Source organism: Neobacillus dielmonensis (assembly GCF_000612665.1).
In the GTDB taxonomy this organism is placed as follows: domain Bacteria; phylum Bacillota; class Bacilli; order Bacillales; family Cytobacillaceae; genus Neobacillus; species Neobacillus dielmonensis.
Map to the genome: position 1 here is coordinate 1 of NZ_HG942064.1, position 20,376 is coordinate 20,376.

Consider the following 20,376-nt stretch of genomic DNA (forward strand, 5'->3'; position numbering starts at 1 on the left):
CTCTTCCCAGACATGCCGTTGAATGAGCTTCTGATGATTTTGGCTTTGAGTACATTGAGATAGAAGTGGGCAATCCTTACACTTTGCAGGATTGGAAAAGTACTGCCGATAACCTTCCTTAGTAGTTGTCCTATATTTAATCCAAAAATGGCATAAAAATTGACCCCAAAGGGGTCGGTTGGAATAAAAATCTATGGTAAAAAGGGTCATAATTAGAAAAAGGCACCCAAATGGGGACATTCGGAAGGCCTTTTGTCTACAATCTGAACTCCTCATTTCAATGAGGAGTTCTCATGTCTATGCTCGATTAAGCCGTTAATTTTCGATTCCCAATCTCCTTTAGCCCCGCACGGATGAGCAAGAAAACGACTACCCATGATGCAAGCGTTAAAAATATATGGCCAAACGGAAACATTCCTTTGATTGGCGTGTCCCATAAAGCATGCATCACCACAACCAGGGCAAAAACACGCCAAAATTTAAAGCGGAATAAAAATTTAAGGTTAAACGGCTGTTCCCCTTGAACTCGGCAGAAAGCCGCACCGGTCAAGGCTGCCCAGGCGACATGTCCACCGGGAGCAAAAAAGCCTCGCCACAGGATGGTATTAAAGAGATTTTGGCCGTCCCCGGACAACAGCGACCTTAATGCATATCCAGCCGTTTCAAATGCGGCAAAGCCTGCACCAACAGCAGCGCCAATTAAAAGCCCGTTCAAGATATACTTGTATTTTCGATATCTGACAAAGATAATGACTGTTATTGCTTTCGCCAGTTCCTCGGCAATTCCAATCGTGACCGGGTTGATAATATTTCGAAGAATGTCAAAAAACAAGAGCGCGGCTAGCATCGAGAGAATCCCGCCGACCAGCACATAATAAATCACCCGATAAAAGGCAATATTTTGCGGAGCATTCATCTCCCAGAAAAAGATCAACGTCGTAAATGGAACCGCAAAAGCGCCAACAATAATCAGTCCCGGTATAAAATTAATGTTGTGGAAATAGCTAACGCCTATGTAAAAACCAGCAAAGGCAAGCAGCGCGATGATAAACACTCTGGCAAACAGCCAAGGCTTTGGCCAGGTGTCTTTGACTTCTGTAATTCTCGGCGTCGTTAATGCCGTGCCTACAATAAACAGCCGCTCTGCCTCCAGTTCACTATGATTTCGGAACACACGCGAAAATACATTTTGAAATTTAGGCTCAATTGACCGTTCCAGCTTAGGAACCGCATCCACATAATGGGCGAATTCATAAAAAAAACTGGTGTCATCCTCAGGCGTATTCGTTTTAATAAACTTTTCGCCACAGCTTAAACAGAACTTCACCCCATCTGGATTCGAATAAACACATTGTGGGCATTTCAACAAAGTTCACCCCTCTATACCTTCATACAAAGAGTATGCCCCACTTTTGGATAAAGATGTAAAGTACAGGATGACCATCCCGTGCGTTTCATGTCAAATAAAGCTTCAGTGTTTGAATGAACTGCTGCACGGCCTTTGTTTCAAAAGAGGAGTGCCTCAATATCGTAAAATTTCGTTTATACGGCAGCCCGTTTGCCGGGATGATTCCCATATCACCATTACGCAGCTCTTTTTTAATTGCCCAGATGGACAGCAAACTGACCCCAAGGCCTGCCTCAACCGATTCCTTGATAATCTGCGTGCTGCCAAACTCCATGATTTTTTCGGGAGTAAGCTGTAAGTCTCGAAATAAGGTATCTGCTGCTTCCCTTGTCCCTGAACCTTTTTCACGCAGAACCCAGGTTTCATGCTCTAATTCCTGCAAGCTCACAGTTCCGGACCTTTTTACCAACGGATGATGCCCAGACGCCACAATCACCATGTTATCTTCAGACACAACCTCGGCATGATGCACCTTTCCGTGCAAATTTCCTTCCACAATACCGATGTCTAATTGATAGGTTTGTACCAAATCCGCAATCTCCTTTGTATTGTGGATTTGGATAGTCGGAGTAATCTCTGGATACTGCTGTAGCAGTCGGGCAATGATGTGCGGCAGAACATATTCACCAAACGTGTAGCTGGCTCCAATGGAAATTGGACCGCTTATTTTGTTCGTTATGTCATCAACCAAGTCTTGCATTCTGGAATAGAGTGACAGAATTTCTTTCGCATGATGATAGACAATTTCCCCTGCTTTATTGAGACGGACATATTTGTTGCTTCGTTCCAAAAGCCTTGTCCCGATGGTCTCCTCCAGAACCTTAATATAATGGCTGACCGCAGGCTGCGTCATGTGAAGCTCCTCAGCTGCCTTTGAAAAATTACCTAGCTCCACTACTTTTACGAACACTCTCAAATGTTGTTCCATCCACTTCCCCCTCTGGCTAGGCAAATTCATATATCAATTTACTTATTATCAATATTTTATATTATTATTTTTCTTATACATAGAAAAAGAGTAATCTAGAAGTACAAATTTTGCAATGAGGTGATGAGATGGAGAGCAACACATCAAAAGACCTGCCGCTTTCAGAGGGTGGAAAGCAGCTTTCAGGCACGCCCAAATCAACAGCTGCAGCCCGTTCATGGTTAGGGGGAGTGATGTTTACGCTTGTGTTGGCGGCAGGAGGATTTGTCCTGTCTGCTGTCCCTGGTTTTAACCGGGTCGGACCGATGGCCTGCTCCATCATCCTAGCCATCCTGTACCGTCATTTTTGGAGGTATCCTCAAGCTATACAATCAGGTATTCAATTTTCGGCGAAACACTTTTTACGGTTTGCCATTGTCCTATACGGGTTAAAGTTAGATATCCATCTCATTCTAGCATCTGGTCCAGTGCTAATCCTCCGGGATGCAGGTGTTATTATCTTTTCCCTTATGGCCACAGTCTGGCTGGGCAGAAAGGTAAAAGCAGACCGTATGATCTCGTTGCTTCTTGGAGTCGGTACGGGGGTATGCGGGGCAGCGGCGATTGCGGCGGTGGCACCAATTGTCAAAGCAAAGGAGGAAGACACTGCCATTAGCGTCGGAATCATCGCCTTGGTTGGAACTATCTTTTCAATTGTTTATACGGTCATCCGTCCGGTTCTTCCTTTGTCTGTCACTGAATACGGCATATGGAGCGGGAGCAGTCTTCACGAAATTGCTCACGCTGCGTTAGCGGGTGCCGTTGCAGGTATGGATGGTCTGACAATGGCCCTGCTGGCAAAGCTGGGGCGGGTCTTGCTGCTGGTCCCTCTATGTTTTGGCTTCATGTATTGGATGAAGCGGAAAAATAAGAACCATACTGTGGATACCAAGGTGGAATTCCCCTGGTTCCTCGTTGGCTTTATGATAATGAGCTTGTTTGGCAGTTTTGCATTAGGACGGTGGATTCCTGTCTCACCCATGATGATGGATGGACTGTCGCAGGCTACTACCTACATTCTTTCTTCTGCAATGGTTGGGCTGGGATTAAACGTAAACCTCCGACACTTACGAACAAAAGCACTCCGCCCTCTGGTAGCCATGCTTGTTACTTCAATTTTACTTTCCATTCTTACATTCTTACTTGTATAAAGCATGGGAATGTTTTTGTGCCTAAAAAAATAAATGTCCAAGGTCATTTCCTTTTCATTCAAATTTTGATAAAGAAATAGTAGGAAGATAAAACAATGGATGAAAAGCTGATCACAATAATGCCATTACGTAATATGCTTGGATGACGGCAGTCCTACTGGGACAAATAACAACAGTATGCCTGTTATAACAAAGATTTCCCCGCCTAACCGATGTGTTTTTTTCCATACTTCTTCACTGGCCAGAGTCCAAGGTGTACTGATGCCGACAAAGTAATTTTAATTTACGGACTTAAGTTTCGAAATAGTGGTCGGGAACCTCTTTGTAATTCCAGTGCTCCGCCACCTGATTCGGTAAATAAGGATATACTATCACCGTTCCAATGATGGTCAATAGTAGTAATGCCAAACCAAACCACTGCTTTTTCATTTCGTTTCTCCCTCCTCATCCATCGTCAGAAAATCTATAAATTAATCACTGCTGCCCCTTTTTCTCAGAGTCCACCAAACCTGCCTGCTTCAATAAATTCATAGTGTGAAATACTGGGCTTTGACATACTGAAATGGTCGGCAATTTCGCCGGCAGACAAAATCTTGTTTCTTTAACAAGTGGAGAATCTTTCTTCTGCTGGGATCAGCCAACACCTTAAAAGCATCATTGATAGCACTCTCCCTTTTCTTCTGAAAATGTTTTCCTTTGTTATTTAGATAATTATCTAAATATAGAATATTTTAACCCAAAAATATTGTCACCTCCCTCAATAAAAAAGGTGAAGCACGAGAACCGTCCCCCTGTTTCAACCTTTTTCGGAAACTATGCTATAATCGTGGGGGTCAAAAAGAGCTTTTCAAGGAGTATATCAGCATGAAAAACAACAATGAGTCAACAGAACTGCAGCGTGGTTTGGAGAATCGGCATATCACGTTAATGTCGCTTGGTGCTGCAATTGGAGTCGGCTTATTTCTCGGTTCGGCTTCGACCATTCATACAGCGGGCCCCGGAATCCTCGTGGCCTATGTGTTGAGCGGCATCGTCATTTTTATCATTATGAGGGCACTCGGGGAAATGGCGATTGAAGAACCCGTCGCAGGTTCCTTCACCCAATATGCCCACGATTATATCGGACCACTGGCCGGATTCCTGACGGGATGGAATTACTGGTTTCTTTGGGTCGTCACATGTATGGCTGAAATCACCGCCGTCGGCATCTATATGGGGTATTGGTTCCCTGACGTTCCACAGTGGATATGGGCGCTTGCCGCTTTACTACTGATGAGCATGATTAACATCCTAAGTGTCAAGGCTTTTGGGGAATTAGAGTTTTGGTTTGCTCTCACTAAAATTGTCACCATTTTATCAATGATTGTCGTCGGTGCGCTTTTAATCCTAGGTTTATGGAGCGGGATAGAGGCGACAGGGATTTCGAACCTTTGGGAGCATGGCGGCTTTTTCCCGAACGGACCAAAAGGGGTTGTATTATCCATACCTATGGTTGTGTTTGCCTACTTGGGGATTGAAATGATTGGGGTTACCGCAGGAGAAGTTAAAAATCCGGAGAAAACACTAGCACGGGCAATTGACACGGTGTTTTGGCGAATTTTGCTTTTTTATGTAGCATCCTTATTTGTCATTATGAGCATCTACCCGTGGGCCGAAATTGGCACAAAAGGCAGCCCGTTTGTGCTTACTTTTGAAAAAATCGGCATCAAAAGTGCAGCGGGGATTTTAAATTTTGTGGTGTTAACGGCAGCACTGTCGTCCTGTAACAGCGGTATTTTCAGCTCCGCCCGGATGCTGTACTCGCTTGCCCAGCAGGGTGAAGCACCCCAGAGATTGGGGAAAGTCACGAAGTCAGGGGTACCGGGAGCTGCGATAATCGTAACAGCTGCTGCATTGTTGATTGGTGTTGGGCTCAATTACCTGGTTCCAGCCAAGGTGTTTACCTGGGTGACCAGCATCGCCACGTTTGGAGCGATATGGACCTGGGGAGTGATACTCATCTCCCAGCTTCGCTACCGGAAAACTTTAAAACCTGAAAACATCCAACAGATTAAGTACAAGCTGCCGTTATTCCCATACACCTCCTACTTCGCCCTAGCCAGCCTTGTACTCATAGTGGGCCTCATGGTCTACAACCCAGACACCCGGATTGCCTGCATAATCGGCCCACTATGGCTCATCCTCCTCACAGCCATATACCGAGCGAAGCGCAGGGATGGTTCTCGTGCTTTATAAAATGAAGCACGAGAACCGTCCCCCTGTTTCACTCCACATAATGGACGTCAAGGTTTTCTGATATCAAGTCAAGGTTTTGTGGAATGGAGAGGTATAGGATGTTGGCGCCTCCTATGGAATAGGAGGAATAACCTGTACTGGAGCCCTCTTTGAATTGTTTGACTGAAAAGACACTGGTATAGGCGGAGAATTTTAGTTTGCCTGTCATTGGTTTGAGTATGAAAAGGGTGTCGCCTGACAGTTTCAGCTTCGGCCGGTCGAGCAGCTTTGTGATATCATAACCATCCATGCTGTATTTGGACCGATAGTAGGCGGCCTCAATTTTCCCGTCCTGATTGGCTTTTCTTTTCACCATAACTGGCATTATCATATTGTCATCTTGAAAAGTCAAATTCAGCCGCTGCTCCGTATAATCAAAGTTCCACTTCTTCTCTATAAACTCCGCATCTACCTCTTCGAATTTGCCGTCCTTAGCCATTCCATATAACCGTTGGCTATCCTTTTCAATATCTTGGTCTTTCACACGTTTCACTTCTACCGACCCCTGCGAAGGAAGCAGGATGCTGACCATCGTGGAAATGACTAACACCGCCAAATAGCCCACAAACAACCTCTTGATCCGCTTTTGGTAGGAATAGGTTCCCCGTTTCCCCCCACTTCCATTGATCCCCTTTGTAATGATTAACGTTAATCCAACAATTACAACAGCCAGTATTAAAAGGCTCATCAGGAGCGGACCTCCAATCGGTTGGACAAACCAGCCGAAACTAAAAACAGCACGCCGGCGGTCACCATTACTTTTACTGTAAATAGAAGAATAGAATGCTCTGAATGGTAAAATTTAAACACTTCTGCAAACACCCCGGCCCTTCCGTCCGCCAAATCCAAGAACAAACTTCCCAGAAAGGCTGCCGGAAGCAGCACTACGAAAGATTTATGGACCTGCACCAAGGTTCCTGCCAAATACCCCAACATACAGAAAAGCAGGATATACAGGAATGCCGAAAACATGCCCAACAGGACTTCCACTGGATCCTTCAATACGGGTGTATTGTTGATAAAATAATCGCTGCCAAACAGGTTCACAACGATGCTCAGTAAATAAAAAGACAGGATAGCGGTAATCGCTCCTATTAAACTTGCCGTCAACAAAAATAGCATATTTGATAGATTGCTTGTGAATCGATTGGTGACAAATAGAAAATCATCGTTACGGTAAGCCCTCGTGGTAATCAGAACGGCACTAATAAAGCCCCACAGCATAGTAAAAACCACTACCAAATCCGCCGAATAATAACGGATCTCCATATCCACCATGCCCCCACTTGTTCCCATCGTGGCCACTCCCGATAACGAAAATAGAACGGCAATCAATTGCAGGAAAAGAAGAGAAAAGAAAACTTGGATATATGCCTGCAATTTATAGATGTATTGCTTTTTAATGACCTCCGTCATCGTCATGCTGGCCAAAGACATCATCAATCCCCCCTGTTGATTTGCTCGTTAAATAAACACATAGGTCGCTTGTTGTGACCGGCGATAACTCGATCCCCACTTCACGGGAAAGCTGCCGTTCCTTAGCCGAGAAATCATTTTTCACAACCGTAAGCATCTGGTCATCGCCGACTTTTTTTGAATAAATGATTTGCTTGTCGTTCGTCCATTCCTTTACAACCGGCGCCTTTCCTTGAACGGTCATCGCCCAATCCTGCAGCTCAGCAACGGGCATATGAAGCAGCTGCTTGCCTTCTTTTAGAACCAAAATCTCCTCCAATAAATCCTCGATTTCATCCAAATAGTGGCTTGATAAGATGATGGTTCGGGGATGTTCGATATAGTCCTTCAACAGCGCACGATAGAAATCTTTTCGGACGGCGGCATCCATTCCGGTTGTTGGTTCATCAAACAAGGTTAACGGACAGCGGGCCGATAAACCGAGAATCATGTTAAAAGTGCTTTTCATGCCTTTGGACAGGCCATGATAATATTGGAATGGATGAAAGGAAAAGTAATTAAATAGACGATTGGCTAGTTCATGGTTCCAGTTGGGGTAAAAACTTCCTGTTGTCTGTAGGATTTCTTTTAGGGTTAGAGCGGTTGGCAGATTGACTTGGTCATGGAGAAAAATGATGTTCGCCGATACCGTTAAGTTGTTGAAAGGCTCCAGGGAAAACACCTTGACCTCCCCCGATGTTTGTCGCAAATGGCCGGCGATTATTTTTAACAGAGTGGTTTTTCCAGCCCCATTACGTCCAATCAGACCGGTTATTTTATTTTCCTCGATGGTGCAGCAAAGGTTGTCGAGCGCCTTTACCCTTCCATAAGACTTGGTTATTTCCTTACATTCAATCACATTCATTCTTCTGTCCCCCCTGTCATGGCTCCCTTAATCATCTCGATTAGTTCCTCTTTGCTCACATCGAGACGTCTGGCTTCTGCCGCTAATTCCTCGACTAAACCCGTTAAGGTTTGTGTTCTTCGTTTGGTCAGAATGATTGATTTTGCTTCATCTGAAACAAACATTCCAAGCCCCCGCTTTTTATAAAGGACATTTTCTTCTGCGAGTATATTTAACCCCTTAGCTGCGGTTGCCGGGTTGATATTAAATATTTCTGCAAGTTGGTACTGGGAATAGATTTTTTGTCCACTATCAAAATGGCCATTCAATATCTCGTTTTCTAGCCACTCCGCTAACTGAACATAAATCGGCTTCGATCCGTCCAGATTCAGAACCAAGGCAGGTCCTCCTTCCTTACCAACATAGTGCATTACTGTTGTAATGTAGTATATAATAAATGGTAATATCAGTCAATACTGGAAATAAAATAAAACAAAGGGACGGTTCCCTTGCTTCACTTTCCCTTTCGAAATGAAGCAGGAGAACCGTCCCCCGAGTTCATCCCCCTAATTCATAAAGTCGTTGAATGGCGTCTGCCGTTACTGGCATACTCCAGTAATAGCCTTGGCCTTCATCGCAATATTGTTGGAGGAGGTAATTTAGTTGTTTTTCGTTTTCTATACCTTCAGCTAACACATTGAGCTTTAGGTGTTTCCCCATACTGATAATGGTGTTTACTATAATTTCATCATCGATATCAATGTCATCTATAAACGACTTATCAATTTTTAAGGTGTCAATGGATAAACGTTTTAAATAGTTCAGGGAGGAATAGCCAGTTCCAAAGTCATCTATGGCTACTTTTATTCCCAGTCTTTTTAATTCAGTCAGGATTTTAGATGAAACTTCTACATTTAGCAGTGTTCCCTCTGTGATTTCAAATTCTAACAATTGAGGCTCTATTTGTGTTTCATTTAGAATTTGCTTGATGTCGTTCAAAAAGTCGTCAGCTGTAAATTGAATCGGAGATACATTTACGGAAACCCGCTGTAAATACACTCCGTTTTCCTGCCATCGTTTTAGTTGTTTGCAGACTGTTTTAAGAACCCAATTACCTATCGGAATAATTAATCCCTTTTCCTCCAGCAATGGAATAAATTCAGACGGAGAAACAGGGCCCACTTGTGGATTATTCCATCGCAGCAAAGCCTCAGCTCCTACCATCCTATGACTCCTCAAATCAATCAAAGGCTGATAGAGGATATAGAACTGGTTCTCAGTTAGTCCATGTTTAATTTCTTCCTCTAGCAAATAATATCTTTTCATTTGTGTATTTTGGTTAGGGGTAATAAATTCATACGTATTTCCCCCCAGTTTTTTGGCATGATACATGGCAGTATCTGCTTGTTGAATCAGTGTTTCCAAAAGATGACAAATATCATCTTTTGTTCCTTTTAAACGCTCTTTACTTATGCCAATACTTGTTGTCGTGATAATGATCTTGTCGTTAACATAGAACGGTAGAGAAACCTGCTCTTGAATTTTTACGACTACTTTAATAATATCCTCTTTGTCGTAAAGACCATTTAAGATGATAATAAATTCGTCCCCACCTTGGCGTGAAATGAAATCTGATCTTCTAAGACATAGTTTCAGCCGCCTGGCAGTTTCTTTTAGTACTAAGTCCCCAATTTGGTGGCCAAAGTTGTCATTAATTGATTTAAAGTTGTCGATATCCAAAAATAAAACTGTCAACTGGTTATGGCATTGAATAACATGCTCTGTAATCCATTTTTGGAGTAAATTGCGGTTTGGCAATAGAGTAAGTGAATCATAATATGCCATCAGCTTAATTTTCTCTTCATATTCTATCCTTTTCGTAATATCATGGCGGATGGCAATATACTGGTAAGGTTTCCGGTTTTCATTGAGGAAAGGAACAATGGTGGTATCTACCCAATAGTAAGTCCCATCTTTTGCTCTATTTCTAATTTCGCCTTTCCACACCTTGCCATTGCCAATCGTCCGCCACATGTCTTGAAAAAACTTTCTGCTATGATAACCTGAGTTGACGATATTTTGGTTGCTCCCAACTAACTCTTCTTTACTATATTTAGAAATTTCACAAAATTTGTCGTTCGCAAACTGAATCATTCCTTTGTTGTCTGTAATCGCAACAATTGAAGACTCATTTAGAGCTAATTCTATATCCCTTAATCTTTTTTGTGCCTTATCCAGTTCCACTTCCATTTTCATCAGCAGAATCCCCTTAAGCAACATTTCCATCATCTTTATTATATTAAAAGATGCACACTTTGTTTGTGATATAAGTCACTCGAAACTGTGAGCGTCATCCCACACTCGGCCGTTTTGGACAAAAAAAAAGCACAACTAGCTGTTATTAGCTTGTTATGCCATCCACACGGAGAATACACTGATTTAATTGAGGGTTCATCCTGCTGTTTAAAACGAAGCACGAGAACCGTCCCTCCGCTTCACTTTCTTAAAGGCAAGACAAACCGAAATAGGGTCCCGGTACCTTCTTCGCTTTCGACGTAGATTTTTCCTTCCATGGCTCTAATGATGCTGTAGACGACCATCATTCCGAGGCCAGTGCCTTTTGAGCCTTTAGTAGAGTAATAGGGCTCGCCTAGTCTTTGTACTTGTTCTTTGGACATGCCGATTCCTGTATCTTTTATGGTTATGCTAATAGAGGATTCTGTGGTTTGGGTTTCGATTAGAATGAAACCGCCGTGCGGCATGGATTCTATCGAATTTTTTATGACATTGATGAAGCATTGATGGAATTTTTGTCGGTCGCCATAGACATAGGAGCTGACAGCCAAATTCGTGATAATCTTTGCAGAGTGTTTATTGGCTGTCGGTTTTAGTATTTTGACAACCTGCTGCAATTCTCGATTTACATCAATTGACTCGATTTTATCCAAAGTTGGTTTTGAAAAAGTCAAGTAATCCTGAATGACCCGCTCGGCAGATTCAAGTTCTCCTCGTATAATCGATAAATATTCCTGCCTTTTGACCGGAGTGAGATTATGCTCTTGTAATAGTTGAACAAAACCAATCGCAGCGGTTAACGGGTTGCGGATTTCATGAGAGATTGCGGCTCCCATCTGCTCAACCGCATGCAGCTTCTCCGTTTGAACCAGTTCTTGCCTCATTTGTGCATTCTTACTTACAAACTCTACAGCATAGGAAATCATCCCAAGGCCCATAGAGGGAATCACTAGATAGGCAAAATAGGCATCCAGTCTGTTTTCTGGAGGGCTGACAATTTCTATAAAAATAATTGTGAGTATGTTTAAAAGAATTCCTGCCATAAGGGTTAACAACCACCGCCGTCTTGGGGATTGTGCCCAAAACCATGGATGGAGCTTCCATAAAAAAAAAGCGAGTGATAGGTATAAGAGCGTATTAAGTAGAAAACCGGCATCCAAACCGTAAAAGCCACGGATAACAATAACTGAAATGCAAAGTAAGGGACCTATTCCAAAATAGAGTCCGCCTATTAGTATAGGAATGGACCTTAAATCCAAATAGATATAGTTATCTTTATGATAAGAAAATACAAGACACGACGCTAACAGGGCCAGGAACCATAAATAGAGCCAAAACTTAGAAATCGCCTTCCCCTGTTTTTTCTCAACCCAAATTAAACTAAAAAACAAAATAATCATCAATAGCGATAGATTAAAGAAAAAATGTTTGGTAATTTCCATTGGGCACCCCTAACAAGTTGGACTAAAGGCAGAAGAGGAAAATCATATTAATCTAATTTTGGAATATTTTAAAAAATATGTCAATTAAAAATATCACAGGACGATTTTTGGCGATTTATACCAAGAACCGTCCTTTTGCACTTCATATAATAACATCTGCCACAAATACACCGATCATAATCAGTTGAATGACCGCTTTGGCCAATGTTCCACTTAAAAAGGCAATGAGTGTGGCGAATGCTACCTTTAATGCTTCTTGGAAGGGTTTCTTTTGCAGCCATTCAATGAGAAAAACCAAGACAAACGGCACAATAATGACGCCAAACGGAGGAATCACAAAGCTGCCCACGATCAGGCCAATAGTCGCGGCACGCATCCCCCATTTAGAGCCTCCTGCTTTATCCACAAAATGCAGATTTGCCAAATAATCAGCCAGAAACAATAAAACCGTCAACAGTACCAGCATCGTCCACGTAACCCAAGACAGCTCATTGGAATCAATTCCAAACTGATACACCAACACCCCTGCCCAAATCACCAACACTGACGGGATAATCGGGTAAACCAAACCAACAAAACTAAAGATAAAACACGCAATTACAACAACCCATAATAGTACATTAACCACTACATTCACCTCCACATACCATTATAACCAATTAGAAGCAGAGGGACGGTTCTCCTGCCCCACCCTACTTTTATTAAGCAGCGGAATTGATGCAGGAGAACCGTCCCCGTGTTTTACTTTTGTTTCGGTTTGATGTTATCTCTTAGGATGTCGATCATTTCTCTTGTTTGGTCCAGGTGTTTGATGGTTTCTTCGTATGCTTGTGATGCTACGCACATGAAGAGGATGTCGATGACGTGAAGCTGAGCAATTCGGGAAGAGGTTGCGCCGCTTCGGAAGGTTGGTTCTCTTGTGGCGGATGTGTATAGCTTGATGTCAGCCTGTTCCGATACTAGTGAAGAACCATATTTCGTCAAGCTGATAGTATGGGCACCTTTTTTATTGGCCAGTTCGAGAATTTTCGCGACCTCAAAGGTTTTTCCGGAGAATGAGATTCCCACTACGACGTCATTTTTGTTGGCGTTCGCAACTAATGTGGCGGCCATGTGGAAATCTGGAAACGCGGTAGCCTTTTTATCAATCCGCAGAAACTTTTGCTGTGCATCCTGGGCGATGATGCTGGAGGCTCCAACACCGAAAAAGTGAATGGTTTCCGCGTTTTGGCATAACTTCACGGCCCGTTCCAGCTCTTCATAGTCTAGTAGCTCCGCTGTTTCGCGAATCGTTTGAACACTATTGCTGGTCATTTTTTCAATAATCGATACAGCGGACTCGTTTGGCTCAATGTCACGGAACCCGACCGCCCTATTTTTTTGCAAATCTCCGGCAATACGAAGCTTGAGATCCTGAAAGCCTTTTAACCCAAGTGACTTGCACAGTCGGATTACGGCGGCACTGCTGGTTGAGCTTCGCTTCCCCAGTTCACTCGCGGTTAAAGAAATGGCTTCTTGTGGATGCTCTAGGATATATAATGCTATTTTTTCTTCAGATGGAGGAAGTTTCGGATGCATTTCTGATAGCATCACGAGTCCTCCTGTCATAAATGACATAGTCATCAACTCTCTTAGTTGGTTTAGATCGTTTTTTTCATTACATGAAACCGGCGTGTGATTTCAAATCCGGTGTTTTTGTAAAGGTATCCGGCAGAGCTTTTCTCGCCTGTCCAAAGAAACCAAGCGCCATGCAGCCCTTCAGAGCGCATCTTTTTCAAGCACTCATGCAATAAGATTTTCCCCAGACCCTTTCCTTGTTCATCAGGGTCCACGCCAAATGGGCCAAATCGGTCCGGTATTCCTTCATATCCACCATAGATGCAAAAGCCAACCAGCTTGCGGCCGCTTCTGGCAACCAAAATGCGATCCATCGGAAGGCCTTGCAGTACCCCTTCACGGATGGCACGGCCCCAATCTGGATTAAATTGAAGGTTGGCGAATTGGATCACTTCGTACAGATCCTGATCTTGAGCAGTTGCAAAAGAATACCCTTCCTGCTCGCGTTGTTTTTTCAGTTTGATTACCGCCTCGGAAGGAGCATAGCCAACCAGGCTGCGGTCCATCGCAACAGGCGAATACTGTTTTTCAAAACCTTGACTTAAAAGAAAGGCAAAGCCTTCTGGATAGGTTTGTTCATCGATTCCAGGCAAAATATAGTTGGGTGCATAGGAGGCAAAAAAGACATGTTTTCGGCCTTCGGAAGCAAGAAAATCAACGGCTGCCTTCATTAACGCTTCCCCTACTCTAGACCCTCGATAGTCTGGATGGACAAAAAAGAACGGAATCCAGCCATTTTCTGGTTCTAGGTCTGTACCGAACATCGGCAGCAGCCTTCTTACAGCATACACACAGCCAACCAATCTGTCATCTTCTACGGCCAAGCGCAGCCCTTTTGGATCAAAGTTGGCATCCAACAACACGAGATTGCGGAATCGCTTGGAAGTAATCGGGTCCTTTGTAAGAGTTTCGTTCCAAAGGTCGACTATTTTTCGTTCATCACCAGATTCATAATAACGATAGAATACCACAATTACTCGCCCCTTTTGAAATTCTGTGGATTGGTTTTTATTTATACAAAAGATACGGATTTCTGCGAATGTTGAAAGCCTCGGTCTGTTCCGCACAGTGGTCTAAAAATGCCTGGGTTTGACCGTTCCTGATTTGATCTCTTAACTGTTTGCTGCCAGCCAGCAGATCAAACATGTATCTTGGGTTTTCGCCGTACTGGACGAACTGGAAGTCATTCTGATACATGTTCGCAATCATTTCAATTAAGGTCAATCCGGTTTTTAAGGAATGGACCTTTCTCCGGTCAACCACGTGAATCTGCACCCCTTCGCAAGCCGCGTCCTTGTGTTTGGAGTAGGTTGGGACAAACGTGATGGGGCGTGCCACAACACCGGGCAATTGCTTTTCATTGAACGCCTTTGCCAAACGATAGCCATCGATAAAGGGGGCCCCGACATATTCAAACGGTCTTGTTGTTCCACGTCCTTCCGATAGATTCGTCCCTTCCACTAAACATGTACCTGGATACAAAGCAGCCATATCGATGCTTGTCGTATTCGGGGAGGGCGGCACCCAAAACAATCCTGTTTCATCATAATATTGTTCCCGGTTCCAGCCCTCCATTGGAATGACCGCAAGATTGCAGTTAAGTCCGAATTCATGCTTGTATAGCAGAGACAGTTCCCCGACTGTCATGCCATGCCTGTTAGGGATTGGATACAGTCCGACGAATGACCGAACGTCTTCTTCCACCAAATTTCCTTCCACGGCTGTTCCGGAAATCGGGTTGGGGCGGTCAAGGACAACAAACTTTTTCCCGTGTTCGGCACAGGCCTCCATCATATAGGCCATGGTGTAGATATACGTGTAATACCTGGCGCCAATGTCCTGCAGGTCAAAAAAGACGACATCAACGGGATCCAACATGTCTTTGCTCGGCTTCTTGGATGTTCCGTATAGACTATAAACGGGCACGTTTGTATAGGGGTCGACAAACGAATCGACTCCTTCGCCTTCTTTGGCACTGCCGCGGATTCCGTGTTCCGGTCCATACAATGCGGTCAAATGTAGGTCGGGATGCTCGTGGAATAGGTCGATTGCCGGGATGAGCTTATGATTGACTCCCGTCATGTTCGTGACAAGACCGAGTCTTTTTCCTTTGTACTCTGAGACATTTTTTTCAAAAAATACATCTAGACCAATTTTCATTTAGTATTCCTCTTTTCACAAACAGCGAACTTTGGATGATCCAGGCTTAACTACCTTCGCATGCTTTACTAACCGGCATGGGCGTTAGGCAGCTCCTCTAACTACCTTAGTAAGCTATTTCAAGCCGGGCCAGGCATTAGAAGACCTCCTATTAATTACCTTATCTATTGAATTATTCTTTCACGCCGCCCAAGGTCAAGCCTTTGACAAAGTGACGCTGGAATAAAATAAACACAATAATCATTGGTATGGAAGCGATCGCAGCCCCGCTCATCAACAGCTTAAAGCTTGCCAGGTTCGCATCCTGCAAGGTCTTTAAACCAACCGGCAGCGTGTAAAGATTCGCATCATTCAAAACAATGATTGGCCATAGGAACGAGTTCCAAACGTTCATAAAGGTGAAAATGCCGAGCGCGGCCAGGCCTGGTCTCGCTAATGGCAAAACGATACTCCAATAGGTTTTCCATTCACCGGCGCCGTCAATTTTAGCAGCATCCAACAGCTCATCCGGAACCGAATACATAAACTGCCGCATTAGAAACACACCAAATACCATCGACAAGTCAGGAAAAATCAGCGCCCAATGGGTATCCATAATGCCTAAGTTTTTCACCATCATGAACATTGGAACTAGAGTTACTTGCCCGGGAATCATCATCGTTCCTACGATCGCGTAAAAAATCAGGTTCTTTCCCGGAAACTGTTTCTTGGCGAGCACATACCCTGCCATCGAGTCAAATAACAATATCCCCAACGTTACCACGACGGAAATATAGCCACTATTTAAGAACCAGCGGCCAATGTTGTTCTTTTGGAACAAGGTCGTAAAGCCGGAAAAAGTATCCTTCACAATTGCATCCATGATTTCCCTGTGTTGGGCGGCCGCCTTGTCATCCCCGGCCTTTTCAGCATCACGGGCTTTGCCCCAGTGCTCGAAATATTCCGGGACACCCATCGGATACATTTTCGGCGGATTGGAGTCGACATAGGAAACCGATTGTTTCAAGTCTTCATCCTGGTATTTGCTTAATTGTAAGGATGTAGAAAATACCCAATACAACGGCATGAGGGAAACGATAGAAAAAACTAATAATGCTACATAGATGATGGTTTTGTTTAATTTCGCCATGGTGTTTCCCTCCTAATCGTCGTACCGAAGCACACGGAATTGAATAATCGAGAATATTAAAATAATCGCGAACAGGACAATCGACTGCGCCGAGGCATAACCGAATTCAAAATCACGGAAGCCTGTTTTATAAATTAAGTGGACAAGTGTTTCCGTCGCCGAACCTGGTCCACCGCCCGTCATCATGATGATTTGGGTAAATACCTGGAACGAGCCAATCGTGCTTAACAATACCAAATAAAGGGTGGTTGGCTTCAACAACGGGATGGTGATACGCAGCCATTTTTGAAACCCGTTCGCTCCGTCAATAGTGGCCGCTTCGTATAATGAGTGTGAAATCGAGCCCATCGCAGCGAGGTATAAAATGATTCCAACCCCAAATGGAATCAAACATTGCATGATGATCAACGACCAAAGCGCGGTTGAGGATTGTCCCAGCCAGTTAACCGGATCCATTCCAAACAATCCCAGCACATAGTTGAACAATCCGAAATCTTGGTTATACATCCAGCGCCAAACCATTGCCACAATAACCATGGAGGTAACGGTTGGCAGATAAAAAGCTCCTCGGAAGAAGCTCTGTGACCATTTGCCAAGGGGATGAATGAGAGAAGCAATAATGAGTGCACTTATGACATTAAATGGTACCGTTACGACGGTAAAAAGAAACGTGTTCTTTAACGCATCGTAAAAGGCACTGCTTTGAAAAACCTTCACGTAGTTTTCAAAACCGACCCACTCGCTTCCAAAAATTTTGTATTCCTGGAAGGATGATACGAATGCCCATACCACTGGTATCATAATAAATGCCACAAACAGGATTAGTTTTGGAAGTAAAAAGAGGTAGGCGGCATAGTTCTTTTTGATTTGGGTCCATACAGAAGTTTTTCTTGCCAAATCTACTGGTTTGGCTGCATTGGTTACCTGTTGAACGGGTTTCAAGTTAACTCCCCCAATCTTGATTGAAACTTGGCAGCCCCTGCATTACTCGCAAGGGCCCCAAGCCTGTTACTGCTTATTTCAGCAGCTCATCTACTTTCTTTTGAGCCTCATCCATCGCTTGTTTGGCGGTTTTTTCACCGTTAAATACAAGCTGTAGTTCTGTTTGGATGGCTTCATCAATTTTTTTCCATTCAGGATGGCGTGGAAGCATCACAACTTGTGAAGACATTTCCTGGGCACGTGCCATTTGTGGATTGTCTTTGTATGGATCTTTGTCAGCTGTGCTGATACGTGCTGGGAAGGTACCATATTTGGTGGCCATCTCGAATTGTTCATCCGTTGTATTGATAAACTTCATGAATTCGCCAACCATCATCTTCTTGCCAGCATCTTCCTGGTGGAACATCGTCCAGCCGCCTACACCGCCAATGGTAACTGGTTTGCCGGATTTTCCAGTTGGGTAGTTAGCAACAGCGAAATTGGTAGGGTACTTACCTTGTGCAGCACCAATTGCCCATGTTGCCCAAGGCTGCATAGCAACTGTTCTTTGCTGGGCATTGGCCCATGCTTGGAACGTGCCGCCAACATCAGCGCCGCCTGAAGATTCAGGAGAAACTTTATCTTTTAGTTTTAAATCAGCCAGGCGTTGTATCGCGTCAACTGCTTTCGGGTCATTAAAGGTAAATTTCTTCATATCCTTGCTTAATGGACTTCCGCCATCGATATAGAAGAATGGCCATGCTTCATAATAACCAGGCAGGATGTAGGTAGAGAAACCATATACATCGGTTTTGCCGTCGCCATCGCGGTCAAACGTCAATTTCTCAGCTGTATCCAAGAATTCATCCCAAGTCCATTCACCATTTTTCGGCGGTTCTACGTTACGCTCTTTAAATAGGTCAAGGTTCAACAGCATGGTGTGAACGGTCATGGAGTTAGGGATACCATATAGCTTGCCGTCATATTTGTAGGCATCAAGTGCATTTGGATAGAAATCTTTTAATTCTTCTTTTGTATAAAGATCATCAACCGATTCAAGAACGCCTTGGTCGATTTGGTCGATTGAAACCGCACTTCCGCTAATATCTACTGGTGCGATATCAGGCCAGGATTTTCCGGCAATGGATACGCCAAGTTTGTTTGGAAGTTCCGCCCATGGAACTTGGACAAGCTCGACCTTAACCCCTTTATGTTCTGCTTCGAATTCCTTGATTTTTGCTTCCATCCAGTGGAATTTATTATCTTTATCATCTGGCCAGCGCGGACCATCCCAAACGGTGATGGTGCCTGTCCAATCCTTGCCGCTATCAGTCTCTTTTGAAGCTTCTTTGTCACCAGAACATGCTGCTAGAGTTCCGACACTTAAACCAGCCGCAAGAACAAGGCTAAGCATTTTCTTCATTGGATTTTCCCCCTTAATGATTGTAAAATAAGTTCATTTTTCATTATCAAGCAACCATACACCGCTATCTTTCCGGCCCTCGCCCCCTTTCAATGTCCATCCTATCTTTTAATAGGCAATTTTCCCCATGATGACTGGATGTCTCGCCCCTGTAGCTGACGGCAGATTATTGAACCGTTTCATGAAACATTGATAACCGAGCAGGGCAAACACAGCGGCTTCCTTCGCGTCGCCTGAAATGCCAAGGTCATCAGTGCTGCCTATTTTGATCGCATCGGGCAGCTGGCTTCTCAACCGGTTCATCAAAGTCCGATTATGCCACCCCCCGCCGCTTACAAAAACTTCTTTAATGTGATGGCTTTCTATTAATCTGGCAATATCGGAAGCAAGCGTCCGTGCTGTTAACTCCGTGATGGTGGCTAATTTATCAGCAGCAGGACAGCTTGATTGTTCCCACAAGGTTTGGGCATACTCGATTCCAAACAGCTCCCTGCCCGTGCTTTTTGGGGGCGTTTGTTTGTAATAATCATGTGCTAGCAGTTCCGCGAGCCAGACTTCATCCACTGTTCCACTTGCCGCAATGGAACCATTTGCGTCAAAGGTTTGCTTTCCATCCGTAGCCCAGCCGGCAAAGGCGTCGATAATCATATTGCCTGGCCCTGTGTCAAACGCAAGAACGGGCTTTTCGCTATCTGCCGGCGGCAATACGGTGATATTGGCGATTCCACCGATATTCACCAATACCCGACCAAAGTCTTTTTTTCGAAAAAGCAGATTGTCGGCGTAGGGTACTAGCGGCGCACCCTGGCCGCCCGCAGCCATGTCCCTCGTGCGAAAATCGCCAACGGTCATGACACCGGTGCGTTCTGCAATCATGCCAATGTCGCCGATTTGCAGCGTCGAGGCAACAGAATGTCCGGCGATTTCCACTTTTTCAGGCTGATGGAAAATTGTTTGGCCATGGGAACTGATAAGATCGATATCGTCGAATGTGAGGTTAGCCTCGGAAACTACTTTTCTAGCAGCATCAGCGAACAGTTTACCGAGCAGCATGTTCATCGCTGATATCTCTTCGATTCGTGCGCGATTGGGATCGCACAGGCCTAATATTTTTCCTCTCATCCTATCTGTATAGGGCAGTGTGGTGAAATGCACCAGCTTCAGTTGCGGGGCGCCTGCTTCCTCTGTAACCGAAACCACAGCTGCATCGATTCCATCTAACGAAGTTCCGGACATCAGACCGACAACCATTTTTCCGCCAAGATTCTTATTCAATTTTCCTACCTCCCG

The 20,376-nt window shown here is 44.2% G+C and carries 19 protein-coding genes and 3 pseudogenes; 2 read left to right on the forward strand and 20 right to left on the reverse strand.

Translation table 11 applies throughout. The features are described 5' to 3' along the window. The 3 genes and pseudogenes from BN2425_RS11620 to BN2425_RS11630 all read right to left on the reverse strand — a co-directional run. Positions 1 to 141 (reverse strand): annotated as a pseudogene (locus tag BN2425_RS11620) (IS5/IS1182 family transposase); the annotation flags it as partial. A gap of 166 nt (positions 142 to 307) precedes the next feature. Beyond that, complete coding sequence (locus BN2425_RS11625; protein ID WP_042459359.1) at positions 308 to 1,366, reverse strand: PrsW family intramembrane metalloprotease; 1,059 nt, start codon at positions 1,364 to 1,366, stop codon at positions 308 to 310. 88 nt (positions 1,367 to 1,454) lie between these two features. Further along, positions 1,455 to 2,336, reverse strand: coding sequence for a LysR family transcriptional regulator (locus BN2425_RS11630; RefSeq protein WP_042459361.1), 882 nt, complete (start codon positions 2,334 to 2,336; stop codon positions 1,455 to 1,457). A 128-nt stretch (positions 2,337 to 2,464) separates the two neighbouring features. On the opposite strand from BN2425_RS11630, the gene BN2425_RS11635 reads away from it, so the two are divergent. Then, entirely contained in the window at positions 2,465 to 3,526 is a 1,062-nt protein-coding gene (locus tag BN2425_RS11635; RefSeq protein ID WP_042459365.1) for a YeiH family protein, read from the forward strand. Positions 3,527 to 3,681: 155 nt separating this feature from the next. Here the strand turns inward: BN2425_RS11635 and BN2425_RS11640 are convergent. The 3 genes and pseudogenes from BN2425_RS11640 to BN2425_RS23065 form a co-directional block, all read right to left on the reverse strand. Then, positions 3,682 to 3,804, reverse strand: a pseudogene (locus tag BN2425_RS11640) (SdpI family protein); the annotation flags it as partial. A gap of 13 nt (positions 3,805 to 3,817) precedes the next feature. Continuing rightward, positions 3,818 to 3,955: a DUF1648 domain-containing protein gene (locus tag BN2425_RS11645; protein ID WP_081798055.1), complete on the reverse strand. Its 138-nt coding sequence runs from the start codon at positions 3,953 to 3,955 to the stop codon at positions 3,818 to 3,820. A gap of 51 nt (positions 3,956 to 4,006) precedes the next feature. Continuing rightward, a pseudogene (locus tag BN2425_RS23065) lies at positions 4,007 to 4,188 on the reverse strand (metalloregulator ArsR/SmtB family transcription factor); the annotation flags it as partial. A gap of 202 nt (positions 4,189 to 4,390) precedes the next feature. Between BN2425_RS23065 and BN2425_RS11655 the strand changes: the two are divergent. Beyond that, on the forward strand, positions 4,391 to 5,761 hold the full coding sequence (locus tag BN2425_RS11655; protein ID WP_042459368.1) for an amino acid permease: 1,371 nt from the start codon (positions 4,391 to 4,393) through the stop codon (positions 5,759 to 5,761). Between the two features lie 28 nt (positions 5,762 to 5,789). Here the strand turns inward: BN2425_RS11655 and BN2425_RS11660 are convergent, their stop codons facing one another. The 14 genes from BN2425_RS11660 to BN2425_RS11725 all read right to left on the reverse strand — a co-directional run bounded on the left by BN2425_RS11660 (position 5,790) and on the right by BN2425_RS11725 (position 20,361). After that, on the reverse strand, positions 5,790 to 6,488 hold the full coding sequence (locus BN2425_RS11660; RefSeq protein ID WP_042459371.1) for a hypothetical protein: 699 nt from the start codon (positions 6,486 to 6,488) through the stop codon (positions 5,790 to 5,792). Next, positions 6,488 to 7,237: a hypothetical protein gene (locus tag BN2425_RS11665; RefSeq protein ID WP_042459373.1), complete on the reverse strand. Its 750-nt coding sequence runs from the start codon at positions 7,235 to 7,237 to the stop codon at positions 6,488 to 6,490. Before BN2425_RS11665 ends, BN2425_RS11660 begins: the two co-directional genes overlap by 1 nt. Next, the gene (locus BN2425_RS11670; RefSeq protein WP_042459375.1) at positions 7,200 to 8,120 is read right to left on the reverse strand and encodes an ABC transporter ATP-binding protein; all 921 of its coding nucleotides are present in this window, start codon (positions 8,118 to 8,120) and stop codon (positions 7,200 to 7,202) included. Before BN2425_RS11670 ends, BN2425_RS11665 begins: the two co-directional genes overlap by 38 nt. Beyond that, the gene (locus BN2425_RS11675) at positions 8,117 to 8,497 is read right to left on the reverse strand and encodes a GntR family transcriptional regulator (protein ID WP_042459378.1); all 381 of its coding nucleotides are present in this window, start codon (positions 8,495 to 8,497) and stop codon (positions 8,117 to 8,119) included. Before BN2425_RS11675 ends, BN2425_RS11670 begins: the two co-directional genes overlap by 4 nt. Positions 8,498 to 8,657: 160 nt before the next feature. After that, complete coding sequence (locus BN2425_RS11680) at positions 8,658 to 10,355, reverse strand: putative bifunctional diguanylate cyclase/phosphodiesterase (protein ID WP_042459381.1); 1,698 nt, start codon at positions 10,353 to 10,355, stop codon at positions 8,658 to 8,660. A 239-nt stretch (positions 10,356 to 10,594) separates the two neighbouring features. Further along, positions 10,595 to 11,836, reverse strand: coding sequence for an ATP-binding protein (locus BN2425_RS11685; RefSeq protein ID WP_042459384.1), 1,242 nt, complete (start codon positions 11,834 to 11,836; stop codon positions 10,595 to 10,597). A 142-nt stretch (positions 11,837 to 11,978) separates the two neighbouring features. Beyond that, the gene (locus BN2425_RS11690) at positions 11,979 to 12,464 is read right to left on the reverse strand and encodes a DUF456 domain-containing protein (protein WP_042459388.1); all 486 of its coding nucleotides are present in this window, start codon (positions 12,462 to 12,464) and stop codon (positions 11,979 to 11,981) included. Positions 12,465 to 12,577: 113 nt separating this feature from the next. Then, a complete protein-coding gene (locus BN2425_RS11695) occupies positions 12,578 to 13,426 on the reverse strand; it encodes a MurR/RpiR family transcriptional regulator (protein ID WP_081798056.1) in 849 nt (282 codons plus the stop codon). 50 nt (positions 13,427 to 13,476) lie between these two features. Beyond that, entirely contained in the window at positions 13,477 to 14,424 is a 948-nt protein-coding gene (locus BN2425_RS11700; RefSeq protein WP_042459393.1) for a GNAT family N-acetyltransferase, read from the reverse strand. A gap of 37 nt (positions 14,425 to 14,461) precedes the next feature. After that, complete coding sequence (locus tag BN2425_RS11705) at positions 14,462 to 15,613, reverse strand: exo-beta-N-acetylmuramidase NamZ family protein (protein ID WP_042459395.1); 1,152 nt, start codon at positions 15,611 to 15,613, stop codon at positions 14,462 to 14,464. Positions 15,614 to 15,785: 172 nt separating this feature from the next. Next, complete coding sequence (locus BN2425_RS11710) at positions 15,786 to 16,742, reverse strand: carbohydrate ABC transporter permease (RefSeq protein WP_042459399.1); 957 nt, start codon at positions 16,740 to 16,742, stop codon at positions 15,786 to 15,788. A 12-nt stretch (positions 16,743 to 16,754) separates the two neighbouring features. Further along, positions 16,755 to 17,684, reverse strand: a complete 930-nt coding sequence (locus tag BN2425_RS11715; protein WP_081798057.1) for a carbohydrate ABC transporter permease — start codon at positions 17,682 to 17,684, stop codon at positions 16,755 to 16,757. Positions 17,685 to 17,757: 73 nt separating this feature from the next. Continuing rightward, on the reverse strand, positions 17,758 to 19,086 hold the full coding sequence (locus BN2425_RS11720) for an extracellular solute-binding protein (RefSeq protein WP_042459401.1): 1,329 nt from the start codon (positions 19,084 to 19,086) through the stop codon (positions 17,758 to 17,760). Positions 19,087 to 19,194: 108 nt separating this feature from the next. Then, positions 19,195 to 20,361: an anhydro-N-acetylmuramic acid kinase gene (locus BN2425_RS11725; protein WP_235714618.1), complete on the reverse strand. Its 1,167-nt coding sequence runs from the start codon at positions 20,359 to 20,361 to the stop codon at positions 19,195 to 19,197. Between the last annotated feature and the right edge of the window lie 15 nt (positions 20,362 to 20,376).

Excerpts from the sequence above, each read along its gene's own strand:
- BN2425_RS11630 (WP_042459361.1), bottom strand. The coding sequence starts at position 2,336 with ATGGAACAACATTTGAGAGTGTTCGTAAAAGTAGTGGAGCTAGGTAAT.
- BN2425_RS11635 (WP_042459365.1), top strand. The coding sequence starts at position 2,465 with ATGGAGAGCAACACATCAAAAGACCTGCCGCTTTCAGAGGGTGGAAAG.
- BN2425_RS11645 (WP_081798055.1), bottom strand. The coding sequence starts at position 3,955 with ATGAAAAAGCAGTGGTTTGGTTTGGCATTACTACTATTGACCATCATT.
- BN2425_RS11655 (WP_042459368.1), top strand. The coding sequence starts at position 4,391 with ATGAAAAACAACAATGAGTCAACAGAACTGCAGCGTGGTTTGGAGAAT.
- BN2425_RS11660 (WP_042459371.1), bottom strand. The coding sequence starts at position 6,488 with ATGAGCCTTTTAATACTGGCTGTTGTAATTGTTGGATTAACGTTAATC.
- BN2425_RS11665 (WP_042459373.1), bottom strand. The coding sequence starts at position 7,237 with ATGTCTTTGGCCAGCATGACGATGACGGAGGTCATTAAAAAGCAATAC.
- BN2425_RS11670 (WP_042459375.1), bottom strand. The coding sequence starts at position 8,120 with ATGAATGTGATTGAATGTAAGGAAATAACCAAGTCTTATGGAAGGGTA.
- BN2425_RS11680 (WP_042459381.1), bottom strand. The coding sequence starts at position 10,355 with ATGAAAATGGAAGTGGAACTGGATAAGGCACAAAAAAGATTAAGGGAT.
- BN2425_RS11685 (WP_042459384.1), bottom strand. The coding sequence starts at position 11,836 with ATGGAAATTACCAAACATTTTTTCTTTAATCTATCGCTATTGATGATT.
- BN2425_RS11695 (WP_081798056.1), bottom strand. The coding sequence starts at position 13,426 with ATGCTATCAGAAATGCATCCGAAACTTCCTCCATCTGAAGAAAAAATA.
- BN2425_RS11705 (WP_042459395.1), bottom strand. The coding sequence starts at position 15,613 with ATGAAAATTGGTCTAGATGTATTTTTTGAAAAAAATGTCTCAGAGTAC.
- BN2425_RS11710 (WP_042459399.1), bottom strand. The coding sequence starts at position 16,742 with ATGGCGAAATTAAACAAAACCATCATCTATGTAGCATTATTAGTTTTT.
- BN2425_RS11720 (WP_042459401.1), bottom strand. The coding sequence starts at position 19,086 with ATGAAGAAAATGCTTAGCCTTGTTCTTGCGGCTGGTTTAAGTGTCGGA.